Genomic DNA, 12,794 nt, shown 5'->3' with positions numbered 1-12,794 from the left:
CAAAACCATGAAGGCCGGACGCGTCCGGCCTTTTTCCCTCAGAAAGCGATCGTCCCATGGCAGGCCTTCAACCCGGTTCCCCGACACCCACGGCGCTGACGGTTCACAGCCAGTCGCGCGTTCTTGAAATCGCTTTTTCCGACGGCGCCGAGTTCCGCATTCCGTTCGAGCTGATGCGCATTTACTCGCCGTCGGCCGAGGTGCAAGGCCACGGCCCGGGCCAGGAAGTCCTGCAGACCGGCAAGCGCGAAGTCGATGTGGTCGAGCTCGAATCCATAGGCAACTACGCGGTCAAGCCGGTGTTTTCCGACGGTCACCAGAGCGGGATTTTTTCCTGGGATTACCTCTACCGCCTGGGCGCCGAGCAAAGCCGCTTGTGGGATGACTACCAGCGGCGCCTGCAGGAGGCCGGTGTGGACCGTGATGCGCCCATGGCCGAAGCCGGCGGCCACGGCTGCGCCAGCCACTGATTGCGCAAACCGCTCGCAGGCCCGCACCACGCAACGCGAGGGCCGCGAATGCCCTTGTTGCGGCACTGTTGTTTTTCCAGCATAAAAGCCCGCAATAAACCGGCAATGTCCCATGCAGGCCCAGGGTTGTCGGGATCAATCCGCGCTTTGCCCTCTAGCATTGGCGCATGAGCAGCACCCATTTCGGTTTTCAATCCGTCGACGAGCAGGACAAGGCGCGCCGCGTGCGCGGCGTGTTCGATTCCGTCGCGACCAAGTACGACGTGATGAATGATCTGATGTCCATGGGCCTGCACCGCGCCTGGAAGGCCTACACGGTGCTGGTGGCCAACGTCAAGGAAGGTTCCCAGGTGCTGGACATCGCCGGCGGCACGGGCGACCTGGCGCTGGCCTTTGCCCCCAAGGTGGGCAGCCGCGGGCGCGTGGTGCACACGGACATCAACGAAGCCATGCTGCGCGAAGGCCGTAACCGCCTGCTGGACGCCGGCGTGAGCCTGCCGACGCTGGTGTGCGACGCCGAACACCTGCCTTTCCCGGATGCCAGCTTCGACGTGGTGACCGTCGCCTTCGGCCTGCGCAACATGACGCACAAGGAAGACGCGTTGCGCGAGATGAACCGTGTGCTCAAGCCCGGCGGCAAGTTGCTGGTGCTCGAATTCTCCAAAGTGGCCAAGCCGCTGGAAAAAATTTACGACTGGTATTCCTTCAAGGTCCTGCCCCGTCTGGGCAAGCTGGTGGCCAACGACGACTCGAGCTACCAGTACCTCGCCGAGTCGATCCGCATGCATCCCAGCCAGGACGAACTCAAAGCCCTTATGCATAAAGGTGGTTTCGGCCATGTGGACTATCACAACATGACCGGCGGCGTAGTGGCATTGCATGTTGGAATCAAGTGCTGAGGCATTGAACCGCCGAATTGAATTTGAAGTGTTGAGTGTGAATAAGGAGACGATATGAAAACGAAAATCTGGTCCGCAATTCTTTCCGCCGTGCTGGTCACGGTCATGGCCCTGGCAGGCACGTCGGCCGAGGCCAAACGCCTGGGCGGCGGCAAGTCGTTCGGCAAACAGTCGTCCAACGTCACGCAACGCGAAGCCGCGCCGGGCGGCGCCAACTCGGCCACCAATTCCGCCGCCAAGCCGGCCACGCCCGCCGCGGCGCCGGCAGCGCAGGCGCCCAAGCGCCCCTGGGGCGCCATGCTGGGCGGCCTGGCCGCAGGCCTGGGCCTGGCCTGGCTGGCCTCGTCGCTGGGCCTGGGCGGCGCCTTCGGCCAGATCATCATGTTCGCCCTGCTGGCGCTGGTGGTCATGGTGGTGATCGGGTTTGTCATGCGCAAGCTCAAGGGCGGCGCGGCCGGCGCGCCTGCGCGCGACCAGGCGCCGTTTGCCTTCCAGGGCGCGGGTAGTGCCACCACCCCCAGGAACTACAGCCCCGAAAACGTGGGCAACGATGCCTCCGCTCGCCCCTGGGAGCGCAGCAGCATGGCTTTCGATGCCAATAAATACGATGCATCCGCGCCCGTCGCGGGCGGCTCCATGATCGGTTCGGCCCTGCTGGGTTCGCAGTCCTGGGGCGTTCCGGCCGGGTTTGACGCCGAAGGTTTCCTCAAGGCCAGCAAGGCCAACTTCGTTACGCTGCAGGATGCCTGGGATCGCTCCGACATCCAGAACCTGCGCGCCATGATGACCGACGACATGCTTGAGCAGATCAAGACCCAGCTCGCCGACCGCGAATCGCACACCGGCGGCCAGGTCAACAAGACCGAAGTCGTGATGCTCGACGCCCAGTTGCTCGGCATCGAGGAACTCAGCGACGTTTACATGGCCAGCGTCGAGTTCTCCGGCATGATCCGCGAAGACGCCTCCGCCGGCGCCAGCCCCTTCCGCGAAGTGTGGAACATGACCAAGCCGCGCAGCGGCGGCAGCGGCTGGCTGGTAGCTGGGGTCCAGGCTCTCCAATAACCATTAGCTGAGGTCGCGGTTCCCCATTCAAGCAGGGGGCCGCGGAACCGGCTTTGCCGGGCCGCAGGCGCAGCGGCCCCCTCGGGGGGCAGCGACCCACACGAAGTGGGGGAGCGTGGGGGCTATATTGCTGTCAAAATCGGGGTCGTATGAACACTACGACCCCTTTTTCATTTCTGGAATCCATTGCCACCCGTTTTCAGCCTCCCGCCTGGGTGGTGGATGAAGGGCAGCAGCGGCTGGTGCTGTTCCTGAACCACGTGCTGATGCAGGAAAAGCAGGCGCAAGACCGCCTGCTGCGGCAAAAGGGGCGCGTGGTTCACCTGCGCTGGGGCCTTTTCTCGATCGACCTGGTGGTCACCCCGGCGGGCCTGGTAGACAGGGCGGCGCCCGGCGCCACGCCGGACCTCACGTTGGCCGTCGCCACCGAATCCCCTCTTACCGTCATGCAATCCGTGCTGGCCGGCAAGCCGCCGCCGGTGAAGATCGAAGGCGACGTGCAACTCGCCGCCGAACTCGGCTGGCTGGCCGAGAACCTGCGCTGGGACGCCGAGGAAGACCTCTCGCGCCTGATCGGCGACGCGCCCGCCCATGCGGTGGCCGACGCCGGGCGCCGGCTGTTTGAGGGGCTCAAGCAATTCCTGGCCAGGACACCGCTGTCCCCAGCCCCCGTCTCATCCGTGGTCGCCACCCCGGCGGCGGCCCCGGCAAGCCCCGCGGCGGCAGGCGAGGGCGCCCCGGCCGCGAAGGCCGCTGCATGACGCGTCTTTTTCGAGGCATCTTCATCGTCTGGACCATGCTGCGGTTCGGGCTGGACGAACTGGTGCTGTCCAGTTTCGAGCGTCCCTGGATACGCCTGCTGACACGCATCGTCTCGGTGGGCCGCAACCTGAAGGCGCCGCGCGGCGCGCGCCTGCGCGAAGCGCTCGAAAGCCTGGGCCCCATTTTCGTCAAGTTCGGCCAGGTAATGTCCACCCGCCGCGACCTGCTGCCGCCCGACATCGCCGACGAACTGGCCCGCCTGCAGGACCGGGTGCCGCCTTTTGACTCCGTGATCGCGGTCGCCATCATTGAAAAGGCGTTCGGCCGGCCGCTGGACCGTATTTTTGCGAGCTTCGAGCACACGCCGATCGCCAGCGCCTCGATTGCCCAGGTGCATTTCGCCACCTTGCCGAACGGCCGCGAAGTCGCCGTCAAGGTGCTGCGGCCCAACATGCAGCCCGCCATCGAAAAAGACCTGGCGCTGATGCACATGATGGCCGGCTGGATAGAGCGCGCCTCGGCCGACGGCAAGCGCCTCAAGCCCCGTGAAGTGGTGGCCGAGTTCGACAAATACCTGCACGACGAGCTGGACCTGCTGCGCGAGGCGGCCAACGCGGCCCAGCTGCGCCGCAACATGCAGGGCCTGGACCTGGTCATGATCCCCGAGATGGTCTGGGACTTCTGCATGCCCGACGTGATGGTGATGGAGCGCATGAAGGGCGTTCCCATCAGCCAGGACCAGCGCCTGCGCGACGCCGGCGTCGACATGAAAAAGCTGGCGCGCGACGGCGTCACCATCTTTTTCACCCAGGTCTTCCGCGACGGTTTTTTCCATGCCGACATGCATCCCGGCAACATCCAGGTGAGCTTGGCGCCGGAAACCTTCGGCCGCTACATCCTGCTGGACTTCGGCATCGTGGGCACGCTGACCGAGGTCGACAAGGAATACCTGGCGCAGAACTTCAGCGCCTTTTTCCAGCGCGATTACAAGCGCGTGGCCGAGCTGCACCTCGAATCCGGCTGGGTGCCCCCCGAGACGCGGGTTGACGAGCTGGAAGCCGCCATCCGCGCCTGCTGCGAACCCTATTTCGACCGGCCATTGCGCGAAATCTCGCTGGGCCTGGTGCTGATGCGCCTGTTCCAGACCTCGCGGCGCTTTCACGTGGAAATCCAGCCCCAGCTGGTGCTGCTGCAAAAAACCCTGCTCAACATCGAAGGCCTGGGGCGCGAGCTGGACCCCGACCTCGATCTATGGAGCACCGCCAAACCTTTCCTCGAAAAATGGATGCTGGAGCAGGTGGGGCCCGAAAAACTGCTGGCGCAGCTCAAGGCCGAGGCGCCGGCCTATGCCAAGCTGCTGCCGGGCTTGCCGCGCCTGCTGGCGCAGTACCTGAAATCGCCCCCCGGCATCAACCGCCGGGAGCTCGAGGCGCTGCTGCACGAGCAAAAACGCACCAACAAGCTGCTGCAGGGCCTGATTTACGGCGGTTTGGGCTTTGTTTTGGGCTTGATTGCCATGCAGCTTATCTTGCGGGTCCGGCTCTTCTAAAGCCCCTGAAACCGCTCGGGGCAGCCCCCCAACGGCCTATAATTGAAGGCTTTGCATCTGGGAGCCTTTTCCAGGCAAATTTCCCGGGAAATTCCCGAAAATATCCTGGGACAGCCCTCAAAGCCTTAAGCACTATGCCAATCTACGCCTATAAATGCGAGTCCTGCGGGCATGCCAAGGACGTTCTGCAAAAAATCTCCGATGCGCCGCTCACGGTGTGCCCGCAATGCGGCGCGCCCGCATTCAAAAAGCAGGTCACAGCCGCGGGTTTCCAGCTCAAGGGCTCGGGCTGGTACGTGACGGATTTCCGCGGCGGCAACAGCACCGGCGTGCCCGCGCCCAAGACCGACGCCGGTGACGCGGGCGCCGGCGGCGGCAAACCTGCCGACGCGGGTTCGTCCGCACCGGCAAGCACCGCCGCGGCGGCGGCCCCGGCTCCCGCACCGGCCGCGCCTGCCAAGGCTTCGGGCAGCGATTCGTCTTCCAGCTCCTCCAACTCCTCCAAGTCTTCTTCGTGATGGCCTCGATTCGCCGATGGCTTCTGGCCGGACTCCTGGTGCTGGTGCCCCTGGCGATCACGCTGTGGGTGCTCGACTGGATCGTCGGCACGCTGGACCAGACGCTGCTGATCCTGCCGCTGGCCTGGCAACCCAAGACGCTGATCGGTTTTTACATTCCCGGTTTCGGCGTGCTGCTCACGTTGTTGATCGTGCTCCTGATGGGCGCCATCGCCAGCAACTTCTTCGGCAAGAAGCTGGTTCGTTGGGGCAATTCCTTCCTGAGCCGCATCCCCATCGTCCGCTCCATTTACTCCAGCGTGAAGCAGGTTTCCGACACGGTGTTCTCGGAAAACGGCAACGCTTTTCGCAAGGCGCTGCTGGTGCAGTGGCCGCGTGAAGGCGTCTGGACCATAGGTTTCCTCACCGGCACGCCCGGCGGCGACGTGGTCAACCATCTGCAGGGCGACTACCTGAGCGTCTACGTCCCGACCACGCCCAACCCCACCGGCGGCTACTTCGTGATGCTGAAAAAAAGCGACTGCATCGAGCTCAAGATGAGCGTCGATGAAGCCCTGACCTATGTGATTTCCATGGGTGTCGTGGTGCCCGCAAAACCTGCGCCGTTGCCCGCGACCCTGCCCCTGACCCCTCCCCTTTAAACGGCGAAAACTGCCCCAGAGGCGCTGAAAGCTCGAGTATTTTTATGGCCATCGTTTCCCAAATGCGTTCCAACTATTGCGGTCTGGTGACCGAGGGCCTCATGGGCCAAACCGTGAGCCTGTGCGGCTGGGTCAACCGCCGCCGTGACCACGGCGGCGTGATCTTCATCGACCTGCGCGACCGCGAAGGTTACGTCCAGGTGGTCTGCGACCCGGACCGCGCCGACATGTTCAAGACCGCCGAAGGCGTGCGCAACGAGTTCTGCGTGCAGGTCAAAGGCGTGGTGCGGGCCCGCCCTGAAGGCACGACCAACGACAACCTCAAGAGCGGCAAGGTCGAAGTGCTGTGCCATGAACTGATCGTGCTGAACCCCAGCGTGACGCCGCCTTTCCAGCTCGACGACGACAACCTGTCGGAAACGACGCGCCTCACGCACCGCGTGCTGGACCTGCGCCGCCCGTACATGCAGAACAACCTGATGCTGCGCTACCGCGTGTCCATGGAAACGCGCAAGTTCCTCGACGCCAACGGCTTCATCGACATCGAAACCCCGATGCTGACCAAGAGCACGCCCGAAGGCGCGCGCGACTACCTGGTGCCCAGCCGCGTCAACGAAGGCATGTTCTTCGCGCTGCCGCAAAGCCCGCAGCTGTTCAAGCAGCTGCTCATGGTGGCCGGCTTCGACCGCTACTACCAGATCACCAAGTGCTTCCGCGACGAAGACCTGCGCGCCGACCGCCAGCCCGAATTCACGCAGATCGATATTGAAACGTCCTTTATGGGCGAGCAGGACATCCGCGACATGTTCCAGGGCATGATCAGCAACATCTTCAAGACCGTGCTGGCCACCGACCTCGGCGAGTTCCCCGTCATGGCTTACGCCGACGCGATGCACCGCTTCGGCTCCGACAAGCCCGACCTGCGCGTGAACCTGGAATTCACCGAACTGACCGACGTCATGGCCGACGTGGACTTCAAGGTCTTCAGCGCGCCGGCAACCGCCGTGGGCGGCCGCGTGGTGGCCCTGCGCGTGCCCGGCGGCTCCGAGATGAGCCGTGGCGAGATCGACGGCTACACCGAGTTCGTGAAGATCTACGGCGCCAAGGGCCTGGCCTGGATCAAGGTCAACGACGTGAGCAAGGGCCGCGACGGCCTGCAAAGTCCCATCGTCAAGAACCTGCATGATGCGGCCATCGCTGAAATCCTCAAGCGCACCGGCGCGCAGAACGGCGACATCCTCTTTTTCGGCGCCGACAAGGCCAAGATCGTCAACGACAGCATAGGCGCGCTGCGCCTCAAAGTCGGCCACAGCGACTTCGGCAAGAAGACCGGCCTCTTCACCAAGGGCTGGAAGCCGCTGTGGGTGGTGGACTTCCCGATGTTCGAATTCGACGAGGACGGCCAGCGCTGGAGCGCCGTGCACCATCCCTTCACCGCGCCCAAGGACGGGCACGAGGACTGGATGGACACGGATCCGGGCCGCTGCATCGCCAAGGCCTACGACATGGTGCTCAACGGCTGGGAACTCGGCGGCGGCTCCGTCCGTATCCACCGCGCCGAAGTGCAAAGCAAGGTGTTCAGCGCGCTGAAGATCGGCCCTGAAGAAGCGCAGGAGAAATTCGGCTTCCTGCTGGATGCGCTGCAGTACGGCGCACCGCCGCACGGCGGACTGGCTTTCGGCCTGGACCGCATCGTCACCATGATGACGGGCGCCGAATCGATCCGCGACGTGATCGCTTTCCCGAAAACCCAGCGCGCCCAGGACTTGCTCACGCATGCGCCCAGCCCGGTGGACGAAAAGCAGCTGCGCGAACTGCACATCCGCCTGCGCAACCCGCAGCCCGTCTAAACGGCGCGCCAACCGCCGGCCCGGAGAGGGGGTGCCTTGAAAGCCTTCAAGATCCCCGAATCGGTGCTGGTGGTTATCCACACGCCGCGGCGCGAGGTGCTGCTGATAGAGCGCGCCGACAATCCCGGCTTCTGGCAAAGCGTCACGGGGTCGAAAGACACCGTCGATGAGCCTTTGCTGGAGACGGCGATGCGCGAGGTGTTTGAGGAAACCGGCATCGCCGCCGCACCCGGCCGGTTCCGCGACTGGGGCCTTTCCAATGTGTATGAGATCTACCCGGTCTGGTGCCATCGCTATGCGCCCGGGGTCGTTCGCAACACCGAGCATGTCTTCAGCCTGTGCCTGCCCCAAGCGCGAGAGGTGAAGCTCAATCCCCGGGAGCACACCGCCTGGCAATGGCTGCCGCAGCATGCGGCCGCCGACCTGTGCTTTTCCCCATCGAACGCCGAAGCGGTGTTGCTGCTGCCGAATTTTTTATCTTGAAGGTACCCAGGCGCAACACTTTGTGAGCGGGCGTTTTACGGGATTGGCAAACACGGGCCGGTCGGTTTAAATGGGATGGACTCCTTTGCCCACTCTCCATCCACAGGGACGAACGCCACCGGCCATGCTTCCACTCCACAAGACCGGCGCGCTGCAGTTGCTCCAGGGCGGCCGGGAATTTTTCCCCGCGCTCGTGAAGGCGCTGGATGCCGCACAAACCTGGATACAGCTGGAGACCTACATCTTCGATTTCCACGGCGCCGGCGCGGAGGTGGCCGAGGCGCTGGTTCGCGCGGCCGGGCGCGGCGTGACGGTGCAGGTGCTGGTGGACGGCATAGGCACCAGCCCCTTGCCGCCGCAGTGGCGTGAAAAATTCGCGGAGGCCAAAGTCGACTGGTGCGTGTATTCGCCGCTGGGTTCAGGCCTGAACGGCCTGCGCCTGCTGCTGCCCGAGCGCTGGCGCCGGCTGCACCGCAAGCTCTGCGTCGTCGACCAGAGCACGGTGTTTTGCGGCGGCATCAATGTGCTCGACGACTTTTACGATCCCAATTACGGCGAGCTGCAGGCTCCGCGCGTCGATTTCGCCGTCGCTGCCACCGGGCCGCTGGCCGCGCAAGCCGCCGATGCCATGGCCCTGCTGTGGTGGCGCGTGCAGGCCGGCTACAGCGCGCGGCAGCGTCACATGAACGCGGCGTGGGAGGAGTTCAAGGAGGCCGGCTACGGCGGACGCACCGGCACGAAGTCGCTTGTCGCGGCCAGTGGCGCCGGTGTTGCAGGCCCCAAGGCGGCGCTGATCCTGCGCGACAACCTGCGCAACCGCAGCAGCATAGAGCGCGCCTACCGCCGGGCCATCGGCAAGGCGCACCGCGAAATCATCATCGCCAACGCCTACTTCCTGCCGGGCGGCAAGCTGCGGCGCGCCCTCATCGGGGCCGCGCGGCGCGGCGTGCGCGTCACCTTGCTGCTGCAGGGGCGTTACGAGTATTTCATGCAGTACCACGCGGCGCGGCCGGTCTACGGCGCGCTGCTGGACGCGGGCGTGGAAATTCATGAATACGAAGCCGGCTTCCTGCATGCCAAGGTCGCCGTGGTGGACGGGCACTGGGCCACCGTGGGGTCGTCCAACCTCGATCCCCTGAGCCTGCTGCTGGCCCGCGAGGCCAATGTGGTGGTCGAGGACAAGGCCTTTGCCGAAGGGCTGACGGGCATTCTGCGCGAGGCCATGGTGAGCCAGGGGCGCCGCATGGATCCGGCCGCCCACAGCCACAGGCCCCTGGGCCAGCGCCTGCGGGGCTGGGTGGCCTATGCCCTGGTGCGGCTGGCTTTGCTGGTGGCGCGGCAGCGCTATTGACGGCCACGGGTGTCAGCACCTGGAAAGCTACGAAATTGATAGCTGCTTGTCCCCGTGCAGAAAGGGCGGAAAGCCAAAGACCCTGTCAGATTCCGGACAAGACGCCGGCGGGGCGGGCTGGTAATATCTGGCATGCTTATGAAATCCGACACGCCCCCCCAGGATGCGACCGACGAGGGTACGCCCGTTTCCGTCAAGATTCGCGAACGGCTGGCCCTGGCACGCAAGCGCTTCCACGCCAATGACAACATCGCCCAGTTCATCCAGCCCGGAGAGCTCGAAAAGCTGTTGGACGAAGTTGAGATCAAGATGCAGGGCGTGCTCGACAGCCTGGTGATAGACACCGCCGGCGACCACAACACCCACAACACGGCGCGGCGCGTGGCCAAGATGTACCTCAACGAGGTCTTCAAGGGCCGCTATGTGGCGCCGCCCACCATCACCGAATTCCCCAACGCCGAGCACCTCAACGAGCTGATGATCGTCGGGCCTATCACGGTGCGCAGCGCCTGCTCGCACCACTTCTGCCCCGTCATCGGCCGCATCTGGATAGGCGTGCTGCCCAACGAACACACCAACGTGATCGGCCTCTCAAAATACGCGCGCCTGGCCGAATGGGTCATGGGCCGCCCGCAAATCCAGGAAGAGGCCGTGGTGCAACTGGCCGACCTCATCATGGAAAAAACCCAGCCCGATGGCCTGGCCATCGTGATGGAGGCCAGCCACTACTGCATGGCCTGGCGCGGCGTGAAAGACATGGACAGCAAGATGATCAACTCGGTGATGCGCGGCGTGTTCCTCAAAGATTCCACCTTGCGCCGCGAATTCCTCGCACTGATCCCGCAGAAAGGCTAAACATGCTCGTCCGTTTACTTTACGCAAGCCGCGCGGTCGATACCAGCCCCGAGGCCATCGAGGGCATCCTGTCGCAGTCGCGCCAGCACAACCCGGCCACGGGCATCACCGGCATCCTCTGCTATGGCGGCGGCATCTTCCTGCAGGCCATCGAAGGCGGGCGCACGGCGGTCAGCGACCTGTTCGGCCATATCCAGCACGATGCCCGCCACAAGGACGTGGTGCTGCTGCACTTCGAGGAAATCTCCGAGCGGCGTTTCGGCGGCTGGACCATGGGGCAGGTCAACCTCTCCAAGCTCAACCACTCCATCCTGCTGAAGTATTCCGAGAAGGCCGAACTCGACCCTTATTCCGTTTCCGGCAAGGTCTCGTACGCGCTGCTTGAAGACCTGATGGCCACCGCCGCCATCTGCGGGCGCGTTTGAACATTTTGCCCCCACGCTCCGCCGCTGCGAGGCTGCGGCAGTCGCTGCCCCTGGCTTCGAGGAGGAGGAGGGGCGCTGCGCCTGCGGCCCGGCGAAGCCGGTTCCGCGGCCCTGGCTGGTAAGGAACGCTTCATGCTGCACTGCAGCCTTGTTGTGTTGGCTTGACCGGTGCCCCTTTCCGCCCTTGCCTTGATTGTTCTTGCCGGCCTGATTCACGCCAGCTGGAACATTGCCGCCAAAAAGGCGGGAGGGGATGCCCGCTTTGCCTTTTTCACCAGCGTGATGATGATGTTCATCTGGGCGCCGGTTGGCCTGTGGGCCAGCTGGGGGGTGTTGCCACAGTGGGGCTGGACCGAATGGACCCTTGTCACGGTCAGCGGTGTGCTGCACGTGCTGTATTACGTGGTTCTGCTGCGCGGCTACCGAAAAGCCGATCTGACTGTGGTTTACCCGCTGGCGCGGGGCTCCGGGCCCCTGCTCTCCTCGCTGGTAGCCATCACCTTGTTGGGCGAGCAGATTTCCACCGTGGGTGTGGCCGGCATTGCCGGTGTGGTGGGCGGCGTGTTCCTGATTGCGGGCGGGCCCGGCCTGCTGCGTGCGGCGCATGACCCGGCACAGCGCCGCCGCGTGCACAAAGGCATGGCTTACGGCCTGCTCACAGGCGCCTTCATTGCCAGCTACACCGTGGTGGATGGGTACGGCGTGAGGTTCTTGCTGATGTCGCCCATCCTGGTTGATTACCTGGGAAATTTTGTGCGGGTAGCTGTGCTCGCGCCTGCTGTGCTGCGTGACCGGCCAGCCGCAGCCGCGCTGTGGCGCCGGCAGTGGAAGTACGCGCTGATGGTCGGCGCCATCAGCCCGGTCTCCTATGTGCTGGTGCTGTATGCCATGCAGGTGGCGCCGCTGTCGCATGTGGCGCCGGCGCGTGAAGTTTCCATGCTGTTTGCCGCGCTGATCGGCGGGCATTTGCTCGGTGAAGGCGACCGCCTGCAGCGGCTGCTGGGCGCTGCCCTGATTGCCGCGGGTGTGATGGCACTGGCGCTGGGCTGACAGCAAAATACCGCCATGCCGCTTGAGACGCCTTTACTGATTGGATGTGATTTTTCCAGCGCTCCAACGCGCAGGAAGCCCATTGTCCTGGCCTGCGGGACCAGCGTAAACGAACGCGTCCAGCTCACGAAACTGGAGCGCCTCGAATCGCTGGATGCTTTTGAGGCCTGGCTGCAGCAGACTACCGGCTGGCTGGGCGCTTTCGATTTTCCGTTCGGCCTGCCGCGCGAACTGGTGGAGCATCTCGGCTGGCCCCTTGCCTGGCCCGCACTGATGGCGCATTACGCCGTACTGAGCCGCGCCGACATCCGGCAAGCCTTTGCCGCGTTTTGCGATGCGCGCCCCGCCGGGCGGAAATTCGCCCATCGCGCGGCCGACGGCCCGGCCGGCTCCAGCCCCTCGATGAAATGGGTTAACCCCCCGGTGGCCTACATGCTGCATGCCGGCGTGCCGCGGCTGCTGGCGGCCGGCGTGCACCTGCCGGGCCTGCACGAAGGTGACGTGAACCGTGTCGCGCTGGAGGGCTACCCCGGCCTGCTGGCGCGCGAGGTGCTGGGCAGCCGCTCGTACAAAAGTGACGACAAAGCCAAACAGACGCCGGAACGGCTGATCGCGCGCAAGGACCTGATCACTGCACTGGAAAACGGGCAAACCCGGCTGGGGCTGCGCCTGAAGGTCAGCCACGCCCAGCGCGATGCCTTGGTCGACGATGCCAGTGGCGACAGCCTGGACGCCGTGCTGTGCCTGATGCAGGCCGCCTGGGCAATGCAGCAGGGCGCGCCGCGCTATGGCTTGCCTCTGGAGATGGACGCGCTGGAAGGCTGGATCGTTACGGCTTGAGGATTCAAGCGGGGAATCCACAAAGGCTGTCTGTTTGTC

The 12,794-nt window shown here is 64.5% G+C and carries 14 protein-coding genes; all 14 read left to right on the top strand.

The features are described from left to right. The first annotated feature begins 56 nt into the window (after window positions 1-56). The 14 genes from ACLV8F_RS09685 (at window position 57) to ACLV8F_RS09620 (ending at window position 12,755) form a co-directional block, all read left to right on the top strand. Window positions 57-470, top strand: a complete 414-nt coding sequence (locus ACLV8F_RS09685; protein ID WP_411884021.1) for a gamma-butyrobetaine hydroxylase-like domain-containing protein — start codon at window positions 57-59, stop codon at window positions 468-470. A gap of 167 nt (window positions 471-637) precedes the next feature. Further along, the gene (gene ubiE, locus ACLV8F_RS09680; protein WP_411884020.1) at window positions 638-1,369 is read left to right on the top strand and encodes a bifunctional demethylmenaquinone methyltransferase/2-methoxy-6-polyprenyl-1,4-benzoquinol methylase UbiE; all 732 of its coding nucleotides are present in this window, start codon (window positions 638-640) and stop codon (window positions 1,367-1,369) included. Between the two features lie 54 nt (window positions 1,370-1,423). Continuing rightward, window positions 1,424-2,431, top strand: a complete 1,008-nt coding sequence (locus tag ACLV8F_RS09675; RefSeq protein ID WP_411884019.1) for a Tim44 domain-containing protein — start codon at window positions 1,424-1,426, stop codon at window positions 2,429-2,431. 149 nt (window positions 2,432-2,580) lie between these two features. After that, a complete protein-coding gene (locus tag ACLV8F_RS09670; protein ID WP_411884018.1) occupies window positions 2,581-3,192 on the top strand; it encodes an SCP2 domain-containing protein in 612 nt (203 codons plus the stop codon). Next, complete coding sequence (gene ubiB / locus ACLV8F_RS09665; RefSeq protein WP_411884017.1) at window positions 3,189-4,742, top strand: ubiquinone biosynthesis regulatory protein kinase UbiB; 1,554 nt, start codon at window positions 3,189-3,191, stop codon at window positions 4,740-4,742. The genes ACLV8F_RS09670 and ubiB overlap by 4 nt, the downstream gene beginning before the upstream one ends. 134 nt (window positions 4,743-4,876) lie before the next feature. Continuing rightward, the gene (locus ACLV8F_RS09660; protein ID WP_411884016.1) at window positions 4,877-5,260 is read left to right on the top strand and encodes an FmdB family zinc ribbon protein; all 384 of its coding nucleotides are present in this window, start codon (window positions 4,877-4,879) and stop codon (window positions 5,258-5,260) included. Then, a complete protein-coding gene (locus ACLV8F_RS09655) occupies window positions 5,260-5,901 on the top strand; it encodes a DUF502 domain-containing protein (protein ID WP_411884015.1) in 642 nt (213 codons plus the stop codon). The genes ACLV8F_RS09660 and ACLV8F_RS09655 overlap by 1 nt, the downstream gene beginning before the upstream one ends. A gap of 44 nt (window positions 5,902-5,945) precedes the next feature. Then, window positions 5,946-7,751: an aspartate--tRNA ligase gene (gene aspS, locus ACLV8F_RS09650; protein WP_411884014.1), complete on the top strand. Its 1,806-nt coding sequence runs from the start codon at window positions 5,946-5,948 to the stop codon at window positions 7,749-7,751. A gap of 36 nt (window positions 7,752-7,787) precedes the next feature. After that, window positions 7,788-8,234, top strand: coding sequence for a dihydroneopterin triphosphate diphosphatase (gene nudB, locus ACLV8F_RS09645; RefSeq protein WP_411884013.1), 447 nt, complete (start codon window positions 7,788-7,790; stop codon window positions 8,232-8,234). A gap of 124 nt (window positions 8,235-8,358) precedes the next feature. Continuing rightward, entirely contained in the window at window positions 8,359-9,585 is a 1,227-nt protein-coding gene (gene clsB / locus ACLV8F_RS09640) for a cardiolipin synthase ClsB (protein ID WP_411884012.1), read from the top strand. A 132-nt stretch (window positions 9,586-9,717) separates the two neighbouring features. Then, on the top strand, window positions 9,718-10,440 hold the full coding sequence (folE, locus tag ACLV8F_RS09635) for a GTP cyclohydrolase I (protein WP_411884011.1): 723 nt from the start codon (window positions 9,718-9,720) through the stop codon (window positions 10,438-10,440). A gap of 2 nt (window positions 10,441-10,442) precedes the next feature. Further along, window positions 10,443-10,865: a BLUF domain-containing protein gene (locus ACLV8F_RS09630; RefSeq protein ID WP_411884010.1), complete on the top strand. Its 423-nt coding sequence runs from the start codon at window positions 10,443-10,445 to the stop codon at window positions 10,863-10,865. 168 nt (window positions 10,866-11,033) lie between these two features. Beyond that, window positions 11,034-11,915 carry an EamA family transporter gene (locus ACLV8F_RS09625; RefSeq protein WP_411884009.1) on the top strand — a complete coding sequence of 294 codons (882 nt, stop codon included), beginning with the start codon at window positions 11,034-11,036 and terminating at the stop codon, window positions 11,913-11,915. Window positions 11,916-11,930: 15 nt separating this feature from the next. Continuing rightward, a complete protein-coding gene (locus ACLV8F_RS09620) occupies window positions 11,931-12,755 on the top strand; it encodes a DUF429 domain-containing protein (RefSeq protein WP_411884008.1) in 825 nt (274 codons plus the stop codon). Window positions 12,756-12,794 lie beyond the last annotated feature (39 nt).

This window comes from Polaromonas sp. YR568 (genome assembly GCF_943369675.1).
In the GTDB taxonomy this organism is placed as follows: domain Bacteria; phylum Pseudomonadota; class Gammaproteobacteria; order Burkholderiales; family Burkholderiaceae_C; genus Polaromonas.
The sequence above is the reverse complement of the archived record's forward strand: the minus strand, read 5'-3'. Positions and strand labels throughout refer to the sequence as shown.

What these genes read in the sequence shown, in the direction of transcription:
- ACLV8F_RS09685 (WP_411884021.1), top strand. Translation starts at nt 57, where the DNA reads ATGGCAGGCCTTCAACCCGGTTCCCCGACACCCACGGCGCTGACGGTT.
- ubiE (WP_411884020.1), top strand. Translation starts at nt 638, where the DNA reads ATGAGCAGCACCCATTTCGGTTTTCAATCCGTCGACGAGCAGGACAAG.
- ACLV8F_RS09675 (WP_411884019.1), top strand. Translation starts at nt 1,424, where the DNA reads ATGAAAACGAAAATCTGGTCCGCAATTCTTTCCGCCGTGCTGGTCACG.
- ACLV8F_RS09670 (WP_411884018.1), top strand. Translation starts at nt 2,581, where the DNA reads ATGAACACTACGACCCCTTTTTCATTTCTGGAATCCATTGCCACCCGT.
- ubiB (WP_411884017.1), top strand. Translation starts at nt 3,189, where the DNA reads ATGACGCGTCTTTTTCGAGGCATCTTCATCGTCTGGACCATGCTGCGG.
- ACLV8F_RS09660 (WP_411884016.1), top strand. Translation starts at nt 4,877, where the DNA reads ATGCCAATCTACGCCTATAAATGCGAGTCCTGCGGGCATGCCAAGGAC.
- ACLV8F_RS09655 (WP_411884015.1), top strand. Translation starts at nt 5,260, where the DNA reads ATGGCCTCGATTCGCCGATGGCTTCTGGCCGGACTCCTGGTGCTGGTG.
- aspS (WP_411884014.1), top strand. Translation starts at nt 5,946, where the DNA reads ATGGCCATCGTTTCCCAAATGCGTTCCAACTATTGCGGTCTGGTGACC.
- clsB (WP_411884012.1), top strand. Translation starts at nt 8,359, where the DNA reads ATGCTTCCACTCCACAAGACCGGCGCGCTGCAGTTGCTCCAGGGCGGC.
- folE (WP_411884011.1), top strand. Translation starts at nt 9,718, where the DNA reads ATGCTTATGAAATCCGACACGCCCCCCCAGGATGCGACCGACGAGGGT.
- ACLV8F_RS09630 (WP_411884010.1), top strand. Translation starts at nt 10,443, where the DNA reads ATGCTCGTCCGTTTACTTTACGCAAGCCGCGCGGTCGATACCAGCCCC.
- ACLV8F_RS09620 (WP_411884008.1), top strand. Translation starts at nt 11,931, where the DNA reads ATGCCGCTTGAGACGCCTTTACTGATTGGATGTGATTTTTCCAGCGCT.